General features: G+C 48.3%; 18 protein-coding genes and 1 pseudogene. 13 read left to right on the forward strand and 6 right to left on the reverse strand.

Features of this window, described 5'->3' with window-relative positions; genetic code table 11:
- The 9 genes and pseudogenes from ACYVEA_RS18090 (at position 1) to ACYVEA_RS18130 (ending at position 8,376) form a co-directional block, all read left to right on the forward strand.
- Positions 1-282: a DUF427 domain-containing protein gene (locus tag ACYVEA_RS18090; RefSeq protein WP_461114835.1), complete on the forward strand. Its 282-nt coding sequence runs from the start codon at positions 1-3 to the stop codon at positions 280-282.
- Complete coding sequence (locus ACYVEA_RS18095) at positions 279-1,010, forward strand: ABC transporter ATP-binding protein (RefSeq protein ID WP_461114836.1); 732 nt, start codon at positions 279-281, stop codon at positions 1,008-1,010. The genes ACYVEA_RS18090 and ACYVEA_RS18095 overlap by 4 nt, the downstream gene beginning before the upstream one ends.
- Before the next feature lie 101 nt (positions 1,011-1,111).
- Complete coding sequence (locus ACYVEA_RS18100; RefSeq protein ID WP_461114837.1) at positions 1,112-2,668, forward strand: ABC transporter permease/substrate-binding protein; 1,557 nt, start codon at positions 1,112-1,114, stop codon at positions 2,666-2,668.
- 98 nt (positions 2,669-2,766) lie between these two features.
- Positions 2,767-4,218 (forward strand): TonB family protein, encoded by a 1,452-nt coding sequence (locus tag ACYVEA_RS18105; protein WP_461114838.1) that lies wholly within the window; start codon positions 2,767-2,769, stop codon positions 4,216-4,218.
- Positions 4,219-4,540: 322 nt separating this feature from the next.
- A pseudogene (locus ACYVEA_RS18110) lies at positions 4,541-4,792 on the forward strand (energy transducer TonB); the annotation flags it as partial.
- Between the two features lie 195 nt (positions 4,793-4,987).
- Entirely contained in the window at positions 4,988-5,884 is an 897-nt protein-coding gene (locus tag ACYVEA_RS18115) for an energy transducer TonB (protein ID WP_461115096.1), read from the forward strand.
- 71 nt (positions 5,885-5,955) lie between these two features.
- Positions 5,956-7,047, forward strand: a complete 1,092-nt coding sequence (gene gcvT, locus ACYVEA_RS18120) for a glycine cleavage system aminomethyltransferase GcvT (RefSeq protein WP_461114839.1) — start codon at positions 5,956-5,958, stop codon at positions 7,045-7,047.
- A 118-nt stretch (positions 7,048-7,165) separates the two neighbouring features.
- A complete protein-coding gene (locus ACYVEA_RS18125; RefSeq protein WP_461114840.1) occupies positions 7,166-7,876 on the forward strand; it encodes a 2-phosphosulfolactate phosphatase in 711 nt (236 codons plus the stop codon).
- A 35-nt stretch (positions 7,877-7,911) separates the two neighbouring features.
- Positions 7,912-8,376 carry a hypothetical protein gene (locus ACYVEA_RS18130; RefSeq protein WP_461114841.1) on the forward strand — a complete coding sequence of 155 codons (465 nt, stop codon included), beginning with the start codon at positions 7,912-7,914 and terminating at the stop codon, positions 8,374-8,376.
- 127 nt (positions 8,377-8,503) lie between these two features.
- Here ACYVEA_RS18130 and acpP read toward each other — a convergent pair whose 3' ends face one another.
- The 4 genes from acpP to ACYVEA_RS18150 all read right to left on the reverse strand — a co-directional run bounded on the left by acpP (position 8,504) and on the right by ACYVEA_RS18150 (position 13,004).
- On the reverse strand, positions 8,504-8,734 hold the full coding sequence (gene acpP / locus ACYVEA_RS18135; RefSeq protein WP_461114842.1) for an acyl carrier protein: 231 nt from the start codon (positions 8,732-8,734) through the stop codon (positions 8,504-8,506).
- 99 nt (positions 8,735-8,833) lie between these two features.
- Positions 8,834-10,165 carry a TolC family protein gene (locus ACYVEA_RS18140; RefSeq protein ID WP_461114843.1) on the reverse strand — a complete coding sequence of 444 codons (1,332 nt, stop codon included), beginning with the start codon at positions 10,163-10,165 and terminating at the stop codon, positions 8,834-8,836.
- A 100-nt stretch (positions 10,166-10,265) separates the two neighbouring features.
- Positions 10,266-11,879 carry a DHA2 family efflux MFS transporter permease subunit gene (locus ACYVEA_RS18145; protein ID WP_461114844.1) on the reverse strand — a complete coding sequence of 538 codons (1,614 nt, stop codon included), beginning with the start codon at positions 11,877-11,879 and terminating at the stop codon, positions 10,266-10,268.
- 12 nt (positions 11,880-11,891) lie between these two features.
- The gene (locus tag ACYVEA_RS18150; RefSeq protein ID WP_461114845.1) at positions 11,892-13,004 is read right to left on the reverse strand and encodes an HlyD family secretion protein; all 1,113 of its coding nucleotides are present in this window, start codon (positions 13,002-13,004) and stop codon (positions 11,892-11,894) included.
- Between the two features lie 194 nt (positions 13,005-13,198).
- On the opposite strand from ACYVEA_RS18150, the gene ACYVEA_RS18155 reads away from it, so the two are divergent.
- Complete coding sequence (locus ACYVEA_RS18155; protein WP_461114846.1) at positions 13,199-13,678, forward strand: MarR family winged helix-turn-helix transcriptional regulator; 480 nt, start codon at positions 13,199-13,201, stop codon at positions 13,676-13,678.
- Between the two features lie 84 nt (positions 13,679-13,762).
- The gene (locus ACYVEA_RS18160; protein WP_461114847.1) at positions 13,763-15,124 is read left to right on the forward strand and encodes an NAD-dependent succinate-semialdehyde dehydrogenase; all 1,362 of its coding nucleotides are present in this window, start codon (positions 13,763-13,765) and stop codon (positions 15,122-15,124) included.
- 1 nt (position 15,125) lies between these two features.
- Here ACYVEA_RS18160 and ACYVEA_RS18165 read toward each other — a convergent pair whose 3' ends face one another.
- Both ACYVEA_RS18165 and ACYVEA_RS18170 read right to left on the reverse strand, forming a co-directional pair.
- Entirely contained in the window at positions 15,126-15,776 is a 651-nt protein-coding gene (locus tag ACYVEA_RS18165) for a DedA family protein (protein ID WP_461114848.1), read from the reverse strand.
- Between the two features lie 86 nt (positions 15,777-15,862).
- On the reverse strand, positions 15,863-17,761 hold the full coding sequence (locus ACYVEA_RS18170; RefSeq protein WP_461114849.1) for an ABC-F family ATP-binding cassette domain-containing protein: 1,899 nt from the start codon (positions 17,759-17,761) through the stop codon (positions 15,863-15,865).
- A gap of 121 nt (positions 17,762-17,882) precedes the next feature.
- On the opposite strand from ACYVEA_RS18170, the gene ACYVEA_RS18175 reads away from it, so the two are divergent.
- Both ACYVEA_RS18175 and folK read left to right on the forward strand, forming a co-directional pair.
- Positions 17,883-18,887, forward strand: coding sequence for a formylglycine-generating enzyme family protein (locus tag ACYVEA_RS18175; protein WP_461114850.1), 1,005 nt, complete (start codon positions 17,883-17,885; stop codon positions 18,885-18,887).
- A gap of 75 nt (positions 18,888-18,962) precedes the next feature.
- A complete protein-coding gene (folK, locus tag ACYVEA_RS18180; protein WP_461114851.1) occupies positions 18,963-19,463 on the forward strand; it encodes a 2-amino-4-hydroxy-6-hydroxymethyldihydropteridine diphosphokinase in 501 nt (166 codons plus the stop codon).
- Positions 19,464-19,508 lie beyond the last annotated feature (45 nt).

Below are 19,508 nucleotides of genomic sequence, written 5' to 3' on the forward strand. Positions count from 1 at the left end.
ATGAAAGCTATCTGGAACGGCGAAACCATCGCTGAAAGTAACGATACGATTGTCGTAGAAAACAACCATTATTTCCCTAAAGAATCTGTGAACGCTACGTATCTGACGAATAGCCCGACGCACACAACCTGCCCATGGAAAGGATTGGCATCTTACTATTCCTTAACAGTTGATGGCAAAACAAACTCTGATGCGGCCTGGTATTATCCTGATCCAAAATCGGCCGCCAGCCAAATCAAAGACTATGTAGCTTTCTGGAAAGGTGTGAAGGTAGTCGAATGATTGACATCCAGCATCTGACCAAACGCTTTGCATCACACACGGCCGTCGACAACGTATCGTTGACGGTTGGAAAGGGAGAAACCCTTGTGCTATTAGGCACCAGCGGCTGCGGTAAAACCACGACGCTAAAAATGATTAATCGACTGATTGAGCCAACGTCTGGCTCAATCAATATAGATGGCGTTGACGTAGTAAAACAAGCTGGTCCTGAGTTACGTCGCCGAATCGGATATGTCATTCAGGATGGTGGGCTGTTTCCGCACTATACTGTTTCAGAAGCTATTGCCACCGTCCCGAAACTACTTGGCTGGGAACAACCTGCTATTCAGGCGCGAATCCGTGAATTGATTACAAAACTTCAATTACCTGAAACCATTCTGGATCGGTATCCTTCCGAGCTAAGTGGAGGGCAGCGGCAACGTGTCGGACTGGCGCGGGCATTGGCCGTTAAGCCCCCGGTTGTGCTGATGGATGAGCCCTTTGGCGCACTCGATCCGTTTACGCGCCGACACGTTCGTCGGGAGTTATTTGGCCTCAACGAGTTACGCGAAACGACCGTCGTACTGGTTACACACGATGTCAGTGAAGCCCTCGAATTGGCCGATCGCATCGCCCTCATGGACAAGGGACGTATTGTGCAGATCGGCCCTCCCGATGAATTGCTGAATCAGCCCGCCAATGATTTCGTGCGCGATTTTCTGGACGACCAACCTCAGCGCATCAAGTGAATTTTGTCATGCTGACGAAGGAAGCATCTTCGATTAGCAGAAAATAATATCTGAGAGAAGATGCTTCCTTCCGTACCGGCGTACCGGTCAGCATGACAAAAATGAAAGATTTCTTCGCCTTTGTTCACGATCATGCCGACAAACTGCTGGAGCAAACGTTAACCCACATCGGGCTGACATTTGTGTCGTTATTGCTGGCCTTGCTGATGGGTGTGCCGCTGGGCATACTGATTTCGCGTCGAACGAAGCTGGCGAGTAGCGTGCTAGGTGTGGCAGGTGTATTGCAAACGGTGCCGAGCGTAGCGTTGCTGGGTTTCCTGATTCCACTACTGGGAATTGGGGTTGGACCAGCGCTGGTAGCTCTGTTTTTGTATGCCTTGCTGCCCATTATCCGAAACACCTACGTGGGTATCACAGAAGTTAGTCCGTCGGTGAAAGAAGCGGCCAAAGGCTTGGGTATGACGGATAATCAGATCTTGGCTAAAGTCGAATTGCCACTGGCATTACCGGTTATTTTTGCGGGCGTTCGTACAGCAACGGTCATTAATGTGGGTGTAGCAACACTGGCTGCCTACGTAGCGGCAGGCGGATTAGGCGAGTTTATTTTTAGTGGTATTGCGCTCAGTAACGTCAACATGATGCTGGCGGGCGCTATTCCTGCGGCCTTGCTGGCTGTTGGCTTCGATTTTGGATTAGCCCGTTTGCAGACCTTGTCGGCAAAGAAAATGCGCATTGGCGCATTGGCATTTGTTGTCCTGGTTCCCTTTCTCTCTGCTTTTTATCTGGTGCCGGGTCGGCAGGATAAACTTATTGCCGGGTTTGCGCACGAGTTTTATGGCCGCTCGGATGGGTATCCTGGTTTGCAGAAAACATACGGCCTGAAGCTACGTCCGCGGCTGATTGATCAGAATTTGATGTACGAAGCCATTCACCGGGAGCAGGTGGACATCATCAGCGGCTACTCGACCGATGGACGTATTAAAGCATTTGACTTGCTGGTGCTGACCGATAATCGACATGCTTTTCCTCCTTATGACGCGGCCCCGGTCGTTCGGCAGACTACACTTGATCGCTATCCCGACCTTGGTCCGACGCTTAATCTGCTGGCGGGAAAACTGACGGATTCGATTATGACGGCCTTGAATTACCGCGCAGACTATCTGCATCAGTCACCGGAACGCATCGCTACCGATTTCCTGAAAAGTGCTCATTTGTACCAAATTCCTAAACCCGGCGACCGCCCTCAGACGGTGGTGCTGGGCTCAAAGGTTTTCACGGAACAGTACATTCTGGCCGAAATTTACCGCCAACTGATTGAAGGAAAGACCCAATTGCGCGTCGCCACGAAGACCGGCCTGGGTGGTACGCAAATCTGTTTCGATGCACTACGTACTGGTGCTATTGATTTTTATCCCGAATATACCGGAACCGGTTTGCTGGTTGTCCTGCAACCTCCAGCCGCTACGCTCGAAAAGTTGCCTATGCAACCCGATTCTGTCTATCAGTTTGTCAATCAGCAATTTGCGGACAAATACCAGCTTGCGTGGTTAAAGCCGCTGGGGTTCAACAACAGCTACTGCCTGATGATGCGTCGGCAACAGGCGCATTCGCTGGGCATTGACTCGATTACAGATCTGGTACGTTATTTAGGGAAATAATAGACTGTAAATAAGCCTTTCAGAAACTAGGAATTGCCCTGAAGTAGCTTGTTCGCTTAATTTGAAAATTAATCGTAGCCTTATTTCTTTGTTGCTATATGAAAAATAGCCTACTTGGCTTTCTCCTATTATTTACCCATCCATTGTTTGCTCAAACTGCGTATCAGCCATCTGATGTGGATAGTGTTGCGGTGCCTCGTGGTGGTGCGGAGTTATTTAATACGTTTATTCAGGCAACGCTCCGTAAACCTATCCAGGCCGAAGCCGAAGGGATTGGTGGGCAGGTTAGTGTAAGCGGCACAGTAGAAACCGATGGTCGTATCTCCGACGTGAGAGTCACACAATCATTCCGACCCGACTGCGATCGCGAAGCTGTGCGGGTCTTTAGTCTGTTCAATGCCTGGAAACCGGCTCAAAGAAATGGTCAGCCTGTTCGTCAGCGAATGACTACGTTTATTACATTCCCGCCGAATACGCCATTTACGTATACGAATGGAAATAGAATAGATTACTATAGTTCTGATAACAAGTTTGTTGCAGACAGTAGCCAGGCAATTTATAAACGAGTGTCTCCCACGGATACAAATGGGCTACCTACGGGCGATATTGTGGAATATGAAATTAAGGAAGCTATTTGGAAAGAGTATCTTCGGTTACCCTTCGTTGATCAGAAAAATGATAATTTCAGCTATTCCGACAAGCTGCTTCATTCAGTTGGCAATCAGAACTCTAAGCAACAGTGGGAAGGAAAAGTGTTTGCACTGAATCCCATCGGAGCAATCGTTCGCATTAGCTCATATAAACATGGAAAACGTACCGGTTTAACGTTAAGGTATCATCCGAATGGCTCAGTTACTGAAAAAACGGAGATAATGGGAGAAAAAACTGCGATCATGTCATGGTATATGAACGGGCAGATAAGAGAAATTAAAGAGGATTATGTTCCTCGTACTGTAGGCAAGAATGACTTCGAACGAGTTACAGCCTTGTGGGATAGTACGGGTTATCAGAAAGTTAAAGATGGGAATGGGCGCGCTGTCGACCAGAGTCGTGTGAGGTCAAAACGTGATACAACAAAGTACACTCTTTATATTAGGCAGTGGGCTTATGAAAATGGCTTTAAGAATGGAGTCTGGACAGGACGCTATATGGATAGTTCGTACTTCTATTTAGATAAATATGATAAAGGAAGCTTTCTGGGTGGAAAGGAGTGGCATACCGGTAGTGATACGGTGCGCTACAGCGTGTATGAGCAACAGCCTGAATATGAAGGTGGGATGGTAGCATTTGGGCGCTTTTTAACAAAAAATCTCAAGTACCCTCGTATTGCTTCACGAGCCGGTGTGCAGGGTAGGGTATTTGTCAATTTTATAATTAACGTAGATGGCAGCGTTAGTGATGTTTACGCATTGAAGGGCATTGGTTATGGCTGCGACGAAGAAGCTGTGAGAGTTGTAAAAGCATCTAACGGGAATTGGAAAGCAGGGTTGCAACGTGGCCGACCTGTGCGAGTGAAGTATAATTTGCCAATAATTTTTGGCCTTAATTGACGCTAGATAAATAGCAGAAATGACATACAAAGCCATTTCTGCTCCCATTTTTTATATCTTCGGCGCTCCTCTAGTCAACTCAAAAAAGTGGTCTTAATACGCAATGAACATAGGAATTAATTCCTGATCATTGTATTGACGAGTGTAACTGTTTGGTATATCTTGTTGATCTATTTGAAAAGCATACCAATTTCTATCCCTTTATTGATCTATGAAAAATTGGCTATTTCTTCTCCCACTCCTTTTTGGGTCATCGCTATTGGCCCAAACGACTCCCTACGCAGAATTTGAGGTCGATAGTGTTGCTTCACCGCGTGGCGGAATGGTGTTTTATAACACGTTTATTCAAACCAGCTTACGTAAACCAATATCGGCCCAGGCGGAGGGTGTTGGTGGGAAGGTAATTCTGAGCGGAATTGTTGAAACAGATGGGCGCATTGCTGACGTAGCTGTGATGAAAAGTTTTCGCCCCGATTGCGACCGCGAAGCCATGCGTGTGTTCAGGTTATTTAATGCCTGGAAACCGGCTCGAAAAAATGGCCAGCCAGTACGTCAGAAAGTGACGATGCTCATTCTGTTTCAGCCAAATACGCCTTTTGCTTATCAGAACGGAGCTAGAATTACCTACTTCGGGGCTGATAGTAAAGCAATTGCCGATAGTACTCAGGCTACTTTTAAGCAGGTCGCCCCAATTGATTCGAATGGTGTTTCCATGGGTGATATAATCACGTATGAGTTGAAAGGTAAACGATGGAAAGAATACTTTAAAATGCCCTTAGTCCGTCGTAAAAACAGTGCTGTCAATTATCCCACGGGAATAACATACACTGTTGGAAATCAAAACTATCAACAGCAATGGGAGGGTAACTTGTTTCTTCTTAACGAAGCCGGCACTATTCTTAATCAGTCATTTTATCGCGAGGGAAAGCGTATCGGCTCTGAAATGAGGTATCACACAAATGGTTCCATTGCTGAAAAAAATGATGAACTGGACGAGAAAATAGCCATCATGACGTGGTATCCAAATGGCCAGATCAGGCAAATAAAAACGATTAGTAAGGTTAAAGCATTTGAAACGGGAGATCCCGAGTTAGTAACAGCATTCTGGGATAGCACAGGGACGCAACGTGTCGTAGAAGGAAACGGGCGGGTGACGTATCAAAATCAGGTACTTTCTAAAAATGATACGACCCGACACACGCTTTTTGTAGAGCAGGGACTCTATGAAAGTGGGGTCAAGCAGGGTGTTTGGATAGGTCGCTACGTCGACGGCTCTTATTTTTATGAAGAAACCTATGATAAAGGTGGTCTGCAAGCGGGCAAAGGCTGGTCAGCGGGAGCTGATACTGTTCGTTATACGTCCTTAGGGCAACAACCAGAGTTTCCAGGTGGTATGAAAGGCCTTGCCCAGTTCCTGAACCAGAATTTAAGTTATCCAGTTTCTGCGCAGAAAGCCGGAGCACAGGGTAAAGTCTTTGTTAGTTTTGTGGTTTGCACAGACGGTACGTTATGTGATTATGAAGTATTGAAAGGTGTTCAGTCTGATCTGGACCGGGAAGCGATCCGGGTGGTACAAAAGATGAGCGGCAAGTGGACGCCCGGAGTCCAGCGCGGTCAAAAAGTGCGGGTGAAGTACAACCTGCCAATCAATTTTAGCCTTAACTGATGTCAATCTAAAAAACTACTGGTTGGAACCCGTGGATACGTTTGTAAATTTGCCGGATAACCCCCGAGCAAATGTCGCTTAAGCAAGTTCCCTTACATCATATTCATCAGCAGCTGGGCGCTAAAATCGTGCCCTTTGCGGGTTTTGATATGCCCGTTCGCTACTCGTCTGATCTCGACGAACACAACACGGTCCGCAATAACGTTGGTATTTTCGATGTCTCGCACATGGGTGAGTTCATCCTGAAAGGCGAAGGGGCGCTGGACCTGATTCAGCGCGTATCGGCTAATGATGCCAGTATTCTGTTCGACGGCAAAGTGCAGTACAGCTACCTGCCCAACGGTCGGGGTGGTATTGTCGATGATCTGTTGGTGTATCGGATCAGCGCGCTGGAGTACATGCTCGTGGTGAACGCGTCAAACATCGAAAAAGACTGGAACTGGATCAGTCAATACGCATCGGATTACGATTTGACCATGGTCAACGTTTCTGATGACATGTGTCTGTTTGCCGTGCAGGGGCCATTGGCCGCCAAAGCGTTGCAGCCACTCACCAACGCCGACCTTGATGCGATGGAATATTACACGTTTGAGAAAACCGACTTTGCCGGATATGCCAACGTGATTGTATCCGCAACGGGCTACACAGGCGCGGGTGGTTTCGAAATATACGTATCAAATCACCAGGCCGAGGGGGTTTGGGAGGCCATTATAAAGGCGGGTGAACCATTTGGCATTAAACCGATTGGCCTTGGTGCCCGTGATACGCTACGTCTGGAAATGGGCTACAACCTCTACGGCAACGACATCACCGACGAAACATCGCCCATCGAAGCGGGCCTGGGTTGGGTAACCAAATTCACGCACGATTTCATTGATGCCGACCTGCTGAAAGCCCAGAAAGAACAGGGTGTTCCCCGTAAATTAGTGGGTTTTGAACTGCTTGACCGGGGCGTTCCCCGCGGTCATTACGAACTCACCGACGCTGACGGTAATAAAATTGGCGAAGTGACTTCCGGAACGCAGTCGCCCACACTCAGTAAAGGCGTTGGGCTGGGCTACGTCCAGAAGGAGTTCAGCAAACCCGGCTCCGAAATCTTTGTCAAAGTCCGCGACCGCCTGCTCAAGGCGCAGGTCGTTAAACTTCCTTTCGTGAAAAAATAACCGGGATTTAGCTGATTTTAGGATTTACTGGATTTTGTTAATCGCTTCCCTTGGAAGCCAATTGAGGCAAAATCCAGTAAATCCCTAAATCAGCTAAATCCCGGTTCAGACACCCCCTATGAAACAAATTGACGTTTGCTTTACGCCCGACTTATTACACCTACACACTGTCGAAAATACCATCGTGGTAGTGGCCGATGTGTTCCGGGCCACTTCGTGCATGGTGACCGCCTTTGCTTATGGCGTCAACAGCATAACTCCCGTAGCGACGATTGACGAATGCCGCCTATTGCAGGAACGTGGTTATCTGGCCGCTGCCGAACGGAACGCCCGCAAGGTCGAGGGATTTGAATTAGATAATTCACCATTCACCTATATGGACGATCGAATTCGGGGAGCCAACGTAGCCATGACGACTACTAATGGAACCCTGGCCATCACCAAATCACGTTCAGCAGTGAAGGTGTTAGTGGGTTCGTTCCTGAATTTAGACGCGATTGTACGCTTTCTGAAAGCAGAGCGATACGATGTCATGGTACTCTGCGCGGGTTGGAAAGGCCGTGTCAATCTGGAAGATACGCTCTTTGCCGGTGCGCTGGTTGAGCGACTGAAAGACAGCTACGCGATGGCTGAGGATAGCGCTATTATGGCCTGGCGGCTTTATGCGCAAGGTAAAGACAATCTGATTAGCTATATGGCCAATGCGTCGCACATTCGGCGGCTCCAGCGGCTGGGTATTCAGAAAGATATTGCCTACTGCCTACAACACGATTTGTACGACGTAATTCCGGTGCTACGTGGTAATACGCTGGTGAGTATGGAAGTATAGGTTCTGGTTGTCGGGTACGAATAAATATTCCTGCTATGAATTCGCTACGATTGGTGTTTTTGTTACTGGGTATATGGTATGGACAGCTTGCCAGCGCTCAGTGCAGAATACTGTACCATAGTCAGGATATAGCCGTTACGCCCGTTCAGGATGTGATGGCGGACACACTAGACCAGATTACGTCGATTGAGTCGCGTGGTGCAATGAGCAAGTATTTAATTGTTCGCTACGCCCATTCAAAAAGAAAATTAATCCCAAAGAATAGTATTTGGGGCTTCATAGACAGCCGTAAAGCTGTCTGGCGATCTTACGAGAAAGAACTCTTTCTTGTAATCAAGAACAATGGTGGCTGGGTTGAGTACGCTGTCAATCGCCCGGTTAGAACAAGGCTTACGGCTATGCATGGCGCGATTATGTATAGCCGTACGTTAGATAGCCGAATCAGGTCAAACTGGTCTGACGCCATGGCCGATGTACCTAAGGGGTATATAGTACGTTGAAGCGTAGCTCGTCTTAAAACGCAGGTAACCCTTTTACAAGTAAGGTATGAAGCCCATCCAGGCCCTAAACACAAACGGAAGCTCATCGAGCTTCCGTTTGTGTTTAGGGGAAATTTCAAATTATAACTCAGGCAATGGCTTGCTCAGCTTCCAGATACGTTAATACGCCCTGCATCGTGGTGAGTTTGCTATAATCTTCGTCGGGAATACGAATTCCGAATTCTTTTTCGAGCTGCATAATCAAATCAACCGTGTCGAGGCTGTCGAGGCCCAGATCGCGCGTGAAATGCGTCTGGTCGGTGATGGCTGATTCCGATATACCAAATTGCTTCAGGATCTCAATAACTTGATTTTTCATACGGGCTCGTTTGTTTAGTTCAACCTGCAACACTCTTATAGAAGCCTGTTCCGGTACGATTTAGTATGTGGATCACACAATTTTTAACACACTTTAATATCAAAGCAATGATTCGCCAAGCAACCGCTTTAATTCTAACTGATTAAGCATTAGCTGATATTGAAAATTTAGACGCCCTAATTCAGCTTCTTCTACGCCTGTTTCGGCGCTTTGCAACTCAACATTGGTAATGACCCCATTTCGCAGCCGGGCGTTGGCAATCTGCAACGCTTTTTGTGCCTGTTCTACCTGTGTTTCGAGGTTCGCCAGCCGCGTCTGGTTGCTACGTATATCGGCGTTGAGCTGGGCGATGCTCTGTCGAACCTGCGCATTGGCATTCTCAACCGCGTACCGGTTAGCATTCAGCGTTAACTGAGCATTCTGATTCTGCAACTGATACCGCTTACCTGCATAAATAGGTACAGCTAATACAACCCCGGCCGCAACGTTAAATTTGGGCGTATTGATATCGGGTAAATAGCCATTGCGGAAACCCGCTGAACCGGTGAAACTCAAATTCGGGCGACCCGATAAATTGCTGACCAAAATATCAGTTTCAGCCTGACGAACGCGATCCTGCGCCAGTTGTACATCTTTATTGCCCAATAAGGACTGAGTATCGTTAGCCAGATTAAAGGGTTGCGTAACCACGCGGCCACTCATTGCTTCCAGGTTGAATTGATCAAGCGCTTTGCTGATATCAGGATTTGGATTGCCTGTCAGATAGGTGAGTGTCGCCAATTGTCGTTCTAACTGATTCTGAATCTCTATTTTTCGGTTCTGGGCTATCTTTACCCGCACCTGTTGTGAAAGAACGTCATACTGGAGTGCATCGCCGTTTTGCAGGCGTGTAACTAATAAGCGTACGTTAGCCCCGGCAGTCCGAATTACCGAATCCTGAACCGATAAGCTCTTTTGCAGGAAGCCAACACCATAGTAAGCCGCAGCCACTTGATACGCTAGTGATTGTTGGGTGATCTCCAGATTCCGGCGTAGCACCTGTACGTTATCGCCAGCTTGTTTCACCGCTGCGTTCGTCCGGCCCCAGTCGTAAATGGTTTGGCCAACGCCAAAATAGGCATTCAGGTTATGATTAGGCGCGAACTGAAGCGTCCGATCCACACCATCGATTGGGAGGGTAGCCTTCGCTACTGGGTTCAGGTACTGGTAGGATGCGTTTCCTGATACGTTCGGGCGCATGGCCGTCCGGGCAATATCTACCCGGACTTCACCGGCTTGAATTTGCTGTTGCTGCTGTTTCAGAACCGGATAGTTTGTATTCGCCTGCTGAACCAGCGCCCGTAGGTCGTCGGGCAGTTGCGCGGGTTGGTTTTGCGCCTGAAGCGCCCCAACCGCAAGCAGCATGGATATCGTAAGAAGTTTCAGTTTCATAATTAGAGAAGTTTACGGTTTATGGTTTATAGGTCTCGGGTAGGCTGACGCAAAACATGGATGCGTTAGCAAACCGAAATCCGAAAACTGTAAACCTATATCAGTGAGCTGCGTCGGCAACGGCTTTTGCTGCTGCGGCATCCATTTTTTTGTTTTTAAGCAAGAACAAGAGCGGAAACGAGACAACGAAAAACAAGCCCGCCAACTTGAAGGTGTCCAGATAAGAGAGCATCAGGGCCTGCCGCGAAATTACCAAGTCCATATTTTTATAAGCGCCTGTTACGGCATCGAAGGCATTAATGCCCTTGGCCGCCAGTGCCTGTGTCATCGCATTGAGCCGCTCGGTTGTGAGCATATCACCCGGTTGCAGGTTCGACACCAGATCGCCCCGGTGGACAGCCGTACGCTGCGTTACGTAGGTGTTCGTAATCGCTACCCCGAAGGCACCACCTACCTGCCGCATCATGTTTACGATAGCAATGCCGGTAGGCAATTGGCGCGGTTCGAGTGTCGAAACGGACTGATTAATAAGGGGTACGTTCACGAAAGCCAGACCAATTCCCCTGACAATCAGGGCGTAAATGAACAGTTTGTTCGGCGTGTCCATGTTATACGTGGACATGACGAAACAGAATGTAGCAAAGGCAACGTAGCCGATGATAACAGCCACTCTTGGCGACATACCTTTCGCCAGCAACCGGCCGACCAGTGCAAACATCGGCAACGTAACCAGGCCACCGGGAATCAGTAACTGTCCGGTCTGCGTGGCGGTTAAGCCAACAATTCGCTGGGCAAACAAGGGATACAATAAGACCGACGTGAACAGGCCGTATCCCACAATGACCATCAGCAGTGACCCGACCGTGAGGTTTCGATTCTTCAGCGCACGAAGGTCTACTACTGGATCTTTTGTGCCCCGCAATTCCCACCAGACGAACAAGGGAAGCGATATAGCAGTGATCACCGTTAGCCACTTAATCACATTGTCATCGAACCAGTCATCGGCTTCACCCCGCTCCAGCACGTACTGTAAACTGCCAATACCAACGGCCAGCAGCAAAATACCTAACTGGTCAATATGGATCGCCTTCCGGTTGATATTGATCTCATCAGGTTTCTTGTCGATGTAAGCTGAGCTTAAAAAAGCCGCTGCAATACCAATCGGTACGTTGATGTAAAACATCCAGCTCCAATGGTAATTATCAATAATATAACCACCAAGCGTTGGGCCAAGTGTTGGTCCTAACACGATACCCATACCAAATAAGGCTGAAGCAACGGGACGTTGAGAGGGCGGAAATGCGTCGAACATCAGCCCTTGTGAGGTTGAGAGCAAGGCACCTCCGCCAACACCCTGCAAGAAGCGAAAGGCCACTAGCGTCCATAGACTATCGGCGAAACCACACCCATAGGACGCTACCGTAAACAGGATAATCGACCCGATATAATAATTTTTGCGCCCAAAATACCGCTGCAAAAAGCCAGTCATGGGAATCACAATAACGTTGGCAATGGCGTAAGCCGTTACCACCCATGACACGTCTTCAATCGTAACACCGAGATTTCCGGCAATGTCGGTCAGGCCGACGTTCACAATAGACGTATCAATCAGTTCAATAATAGCCGCTGAAATGGCTGTGACGACCACAATCCACTTTCTAAAGCCCGTTGGCATAGCCGGTTGCGCGGGCAAGGCTAATGTTTGAGTTGCCATATAAGCTAAGCTCTAGTTTGCTACCCGTACCTCAGCATCTACGCTCAGACCAGCCCGCAATTGATTTTTGTATTTCTCCGGATTCAGGATCTCAATCTTGACGGGAACCCGCTGGGTGATTTTTACGAAGTTGCCCGATGCGTTGTCGGCAGGAAGCAAGGCGAACCGCGCACCAGTGGCATCGGACAGCGAAGCTACGCGGCCTTTGATGTCAAGGTCAGGGTAAGCGTCGAGCTTAATGTCAACGGGCTGACCGAGTTGCATTTTCTCAAGTTGCGTTTCTTTAAAGTTGGCGACAACCCAGAATGTTGAATCGGCTACGATCGTAAACAGATTTTGACCCGGTTGCACGTATTGGCCAGCCACTACGTTCTTACGCCCGATTTTACCCGTAATAGGGGCTTCCAGTCGGGCGTATCCTACTCTTAATTTCGCATTGTCGATAGCCGCCTGTTTCACTTTTAGCACGGCCTGAATCTTCTGAATATTAGCCAGCGCTTTGGCAATACCGGCCTGGGCTACACTCTCTGAGGTTTTAGCCAGGTTGATTTGCTCCACATTTGCATTGTACTGACCCGCCTGAATGTCCACATTATTTTGCGTGTCTTCCAGTTGCTTTTTCGTCAGCGACTGTTCTTTGTAGAGGTTTTGGTCACGCTGTAGATCCTGCTGGGCTTTGTTGCGCCGGATCGCCTGTACTGCGGCATTCGACTGGGCAACGCGTGCGTTTTGTGATACGTTGCGGGCAGTAGCCTGCGCATTTTGCAGATCGGCCCGGGCCGTTGCGAGATCAGCCAGCGATTGCTGATAGTCGGCTTCGGCTTGAGCCAGTGCTACGTCGTATTCTTCGGGGTCGATTGTTACGAGCGACTGCCCTTTTTTGACAAGCGCGTAATCGTCTACATTAACTGATTTCACATAACCAGCTACACGAGCCAGTACGGGCGCCGAGTTGCCTTCAATCTGGGCATTGTCAGTCGTTTCATATTGCTGGCTGTGGCGAAATGCCTGATAGCCAAAATAGCCTCCTACGATAAGTACAAGGCCAATAATAATGCGGGGTAAATACGTACTAAGTCCGCTTTTCTCGTCTGTGGTAGTCATTTCTTCCGTTAAAGTCGCCATTGTCAGTGAAGTTTTAGGCAGATACTCTTTGATAATTCAGAACCAACTCTGTAGCCAATCGCCCGAACTCCGGTTGCTTAACTACTGATTCACAAAAGTAAACCAAGTTGACTATGAAGTCAAGCAAGTTGACTATATTTGTAAAGTATTTTAATGAGAAATAGTTCGTTATATTCTTTTTGGCTTTTACGTTCGTGGAAACAGATAAAAATTCCTTTGATTTTGACCAGTATCGGGCCATCCGGGAGCGGTCGATTGGTCGCCTGTTCTGGCGACTTAAACGGTACACGAGTAATTTCATTGAGCCGCGTCTTCATGCGTTGGGATATAAAGATTTCAAAATGAGCTACCTGATGTTCCTATCGAACATTGAAGAAGGTGGTACTACGAATAATGAACTGGCGAAGCGGGCTTGTGTAACCAAGCAGATGATGAGCAAAATCGTTGGCTTGCTGGAGGATCAAGGCTATATATATACGCAGAAAAATCCGTCGGATTCCCGGTCCAATATCATTTTCCTGAATGACCGCGGCAAGGAGTTATTCGTTACGCTCAAAGGCTGTATGCAGGAAGCTCGCGACAAATTTGACGCTATTATCGGTCATGAACGAATGGAATATGTTCTTGATACGATGGTTACACTGGCTAATAAGTTGGAAAGTGAAGAACAATAAAGGGATGTAAGAAGTAAGATGTATGATATATTGCTTTCGCCAATCGACTAGATCATATATCCTACATCCTACTTCATACATCCCATGTTTACCTCCATCAATCCATACAATCAGCGGAAGCTGAAAGCCTACCGTCTCGATACTGGCAACGCCATCGAGCGGAAACTTAAACAAGCCGACTGGGCCTTTGCCGACTGGTCGGCTTTGTCATTGCGGGAACGTACTGATTATCTGCGTCAGGTTGGCAATTATCTGAATGCCAACAAACAACGCTACGGTGAGCTGATGACCGCTGAAATGGGCAAAACGCTTAGAGAAGCCATTGCCGAAGTGGAGAAATGTGCCGCTGCCTGTACGTTTTACGCCGATCACGCTGAAGCATTTTTGGCCGACGAGTTTGTGAAAACAGAAGCTCAGTCAAGTTTCATTACGTATCAACCCTTAGGCGCAGTGCTGGCCATTATGCCCTGGAACTATCCGTTCTGGCAAGTCATGCGCTTTGCCATTCCCGGCCTGATTGCAGGTAATGTTGGGTTGCTCAAGCATGCTCCTAACGTGTCGGGCTGTTCACTCGTTATTGAGGAACTGTTTCGGGCGTGCGGTTTACCCGAAGGCGTTTTTCAATCGCTTCTGGTCGATGTTCCAGTTGTAGAAACGTTGCTTAGAGACCGGCGCGTTAAGGCTGTTACGCTTACGGGGAGCGGACGGGCAGGATCGTCGGTGGCCAGTATTGCCGGTCGGGAAATTAAGAAATCGGTGCTGGAGCTAGGCGGTTCTGACGCGTTGATTGTGTTAGCTGATGCTGATTTAGACAAAGCTGCTGAAGTGGCCGTTAAGTCGCGGATGCAGAACGCAGGCCAGAGCTGTATTGCGGCCAAACGGTTTATTGTTGAGAAATCAGTCAAAAAGCAGTTTACGGAACGGCTTTTGGATCAGATAAGCCAGATTAAACAGGGTGACCCAATGAACGATGCTACAACGATGGGGCCAATGGCCCGACTCGATCTTGCCGATTCTATTGAGCGGCAATGTCGGGATACGTTGGCGAAGGGTGCCAAACTACTGACTGGTGACAGTAAGCGATCAGGTTGCAACGTAGCACCAATGCTGTTGGATAAAGTTAAACCCGGGATGGCGGCTTTCGATGAGGAAACGTTTGGCCCGTTGGCGGTGCTGATCGATGCTAAAGATGAAGCAGATGCGATCCGGCTGGCCAACCAATCGGATTTTGGTCTCGGCTCAGCCCTCTGGACGCAGGACTTAGACAAAGCTGATCGATTGGCGCGGCAGATTCAGGCCGGGTCAGTGTTCGTAAACGGATTGATGCGTTCGGACGCGCGAGTGCCATTCGGTGGTATCAAAACCTCGGGCTTCGGTCGGGAATTATCAGAAATTGGTATTAAGGAGTTTGTGAACGTGAAGACGATCTGGGTCGAAAAAAACTGAGCTACTCGCTAACGTTCTCCGCTTTTTTTTTGTCGTTGCGGGCGTTCAGATACCCTTTAATCACGGTGAACGTAGTGATGGCCAGGAAGAACAGGATGACGTATTGAACGTAGTCAACGATCCAGGGAAACCGTTCGCCGAAAAAATACCCTCCGCCTACCAGGGTGATAACCCAAACGGCTCCACCGATGATATTATAGCTCATGAAAAACTGGAATGGCATGTGAATCAGGCCAGCCAGAAGCGGAGCAAACGTGCGAACGATGGGCAGGAATCGGGAAATGATCAAGGCGCTATTACCGTATTTAATAAAAGCTTCTCTCGTGTTGTCGATATACTTCTGCTTGAAAAAGAGCGAGTCAGGCCGGTTTTTGATACGCCCGCCAAAATAATACCCTGTCAGGTAACCAATCAACGAGCCTATAACCGCTGCCCCAAAAATGCAGGTTAGTAAAAGCCATAACGGTACGTTTAACAATTTTATACCGGCGAAAACGCCGGATAAAAATAACAGATAATCGCCTGGCAGAAAAAAGCCAAAAAAGAAGCCGTTCTCCACAAAGACAATGAGTGTAATCAACACCAGACCACCCGTTCGGATGATTTCTTCCGAATTAAGCAGGTAGTGAAAAAAGTTGATAATCTGATCCATAAATAAAGAGCGAAAGAATGAATGAGCGAAAGAGTGAAAAAGAATTAGTGGCAAATCGCTCTTTCACTCTTTCCTTCATTCACTCTTTACACATGTTCCGCCAACTCAAGCCAGCGTTCTGATTTTTCGGCGACGGTTTGATCAATTTGCTCAATTTCCCGCGCCCAGGCCATTAACTGCTCATGAGAACCGCCGGTATTGAGCAGGCTCACTACGTTGCTTTTGTGCTGCTCCAACGACTCAATTTCCTTTTCAAGCGTTTCGTATTCCTTAATTTCCTTGAACGACAGTTTTCGCTTCGTGCCGTTTGCACTTCCGTTGGTTGGTGCCGAAGAAACTACCGGCGCAGGTGTTTGGTTCTTGCTCGTCGTTGCGGCTAATTTATCAGTTTGTGCCGTTTTTTTCGGTTGAGAATCCCGCCAGTCCCGATAGTCGGTGTAGTTGCCGGGGAAATCCCGAACTTTCCCTTCGCCTTCCATCACAAAAACGTGCTCAACGAGTCGGTCCATGAAGTAACGATCGTGGGTGACGATCAGAACGCAGCCCGGAAAATTGAGCAGGAAATCTTCCAATACGTTCAGCGTCATGATGTCCAGATCGTTGGTCGGCTCATCCAGAATCAGGAAGTTCGGGTTTTGCACCAAAACCAGCAAGAGTTGCAATCGCCGTTTTTCGCCCCCGCTCAGTTTAGCAACGAAATCATACTGTTTAGCCCGGTCGAACAGAAAACGACTCAACAACTGGGTTGCCGTGATGGTATCGCCATTGGCCAGTTTCATCACTTCCGCTACGTCCTGCACAACGTCGATCACCCGCTGATTTTCGGGTAAATCCAGTTCCGTTTGGGTGTAGTAACCGAACTTCACGGTACCTCCCGTCGTAATTTTTCCTGAATCAGGACGTAGCTGACCCGTCAGCATGTTCATCAGCGTGGTTTTACCCATGCCGTTTTTGCCGATCAATCCGACGCGGTCCGGCCGCTTGAATGTATAGGTAAAATGGTCAAGCAACACCTTATCGCCGAAGCGTTTACTCAGATTTTCGACTTCCAGAATCTTGCTGCCGAGTCGGGCCATGCGCAGGTTCAGATCTAGATCTGTGTCGCTGCGTTTACCGCTGGTTTTCTCCTTCAGTTCGTCAAACGCATCAATTCGATACTGGGCCTTTGTGCCACGCGCTTTCGGCTGGCGACGCATCCACTCCAGCTCGCGCCGGAACGTATTACGATCCTTGGCTAGTTCGGAGGCAGCTGCCGCTTCGCGCTCCTCTTTTTTCTCCAGAAAATACGCGTAGTTGCCCTTGTAGGTATACAACTGACCATTATCCATTTCGGCAATCTGGTTGCAGACCCGATCCAGGAAGTAACGATCGTGGGAAACCATCAGCAACGTACCGTTGTTCGTCGTCAGAAAACTTTCGAGGTATTCGATCGCTTCCAGGTCGAGGTGGTTCGTCGGCTCATCCAGAATCAACAGATCGGGGTTTTGAATAAGTACCCGCGCCAAAGCTACCCGTTTGCGTTGCCCACCAGATAGCGATCCAACACGCTGCTCAACATCCTGAATGCCCAGTTCACCCAGAATTTGTCGCATCTGAGATTCGTAATCCCAGGCTTCGTGTTTTTCCATGTCAGACATGGCCCGTTCAAGGGCAGCATGGTCGTCGTGGAGAATAGCATGTTCGTAGGCTCGGACGGCATCGAGTTGCGGACTTTCACCCGCCAGCACGACTTCCATTACGGTCAAGGCATCGTTGAGATCAGGCTGCTGGTCGAGGTAACCCACCGTAATGTCTTTGCGCTGACTGACAAGACCGGCGTCGGGCGGCATAGCGCCAGCCAGAATTGAGAGCAAGGTAGTTTTGCCGGAGCCATTGGCGCCAACAATCGCGATTTTATCACCCCGGCTTATTCCAAAGGTAAGATTCTGGAAGAGGGTACGGTCACCGTAGGACTTCGTTAAATTTTCGGCTGATAAATAATTCATATAGCTGATAAACCTATAAGGTTTTCTAAACCGCACAGGTTTGAAAGTACAAAGGTACAACAAAGAAAATCGTTCGTACTTTTACCTCTCAATGTTGTCTGTTTTGCCCCTGTAACCCAAAATGTCTCCTAAACATCTCCTTAACGTCATTGTGCTAGCAACCGGAACGCTTGTTAGTACGTATGCCCAAACCACTACCGATTTTAAATCCTACACGCAGGTTGTTCCGGGTAGCAATCAGACATATGCCATGGTCGCTATTCCTGGTGGCAAGTATATGATGGGTAGCCCCGCAACAGAAAAAGGCCGACAGGCTGATGAAGGCCCACAACATAGCGTATCGATTGAGCCATTTTACATGGGGAAATATGAGATTACCTGGGATCTCTATGACCTGTTTGCCTTCACGAACATGGAGAAGGAAATGGCGGCAAAGTACACGGAGGCCGATGCGAATCTAACGAAAACAGACGCTACAACACGGCCTAGTCCACCCTATGTGGATATGTCTTTTGGAATGGGGCGGGAAGGGTATCCAGCCATCAACATGACTCAATACGCTGCGATCAAGTTCTGTGCCTGGCTTTACGCCAAAACGGGCATTTTCTATCGTCTGCCAACGGAAGCCGAGTGGGAATACGCCTGCCGTGCCAACACAATTACGCCTTATTCATTTGGAAGCGACGTGAAAAAACTGGGCGAATATGCTGTCTTTACGGGCAATAGCGGTGGTGCCTATAAGAAAGTTGGTACCAAAAAGCCTAACTCTTTTGGCTTGTACGATATGCATGGCAATGTCATGGAATGGACGAAGGATCAATACGTTGCCGATTATTATAAACAGGTCGCCAGCGGAAAAGTAAAGGAGCCTTATGCACCAACGACCACTCTTTATCCAAACTCCGTACGGGGCGGTTCCTGGGATGACGGTCCGGAGGTACTACGTTCAGCGGCCCGGACACCTTCGGCACCGGCCTGGAAAGTACTCGATCCGCAAAGTCCCAAATCAGACTGGTGGTTGACGTCGGCATCGTTCGTTGGTTTCCGAATCGTGCGGCCCGCCAAAACACCGAGTGAGGAAGAAATCAAGGTGTACTACGATATTAAGCCAATTAAGGACTACTGAACAATGTATGGTGTATGATCTAAGATGTATGGATAAGCCATGCGTCAATCGTACATCCTAGATTATACACCATATATGGTTTTTCTTTTACTTGGTGCCAACCTCGGCGACCGTGTCCAGACGTTGCGTCGGGCTGTCGAATTGATTACCGAACGCGTTGGTGCGGTGGTTCGGCAATCGGGTTTGTACGAGACGGCACCCTGGGGTGTAGCAGACCAGCCGAGCTATTTAAATCAGGTGGTGGCGGTAGAAACTACGCTGGAGCCGTATGTATTACTTGGGCAAACGCAGATCATCGAACAGGAACTCGGCCGTGTCAGGTTAGAAAAGTGGGGTGCACGAGTAATTGATATTGATATTCTATATTACGACCAACTTGTTCTACAAACGCCTACGTTGACCATTCCGCATCCGTACTTACATCAGCGACGGTTTACACTCGTACCACTGGCTGAGATTGCCCCCGATTTTGTACATCCTGTTCTATTGAAAACGACTATTAAGTTATTGGCGGAGTGTGAGGATGAAGGAAACGTGAAAATTTTTAATTTCAAATCAATATCGCCCTTCGACTGAAAACCTAGTACCTTTGCGGTCAGTTTGTTATCATTTTCTCAAAAC

It is taken from the genome of Spirosoma jeollabukense, assembly GCF_054777855.1.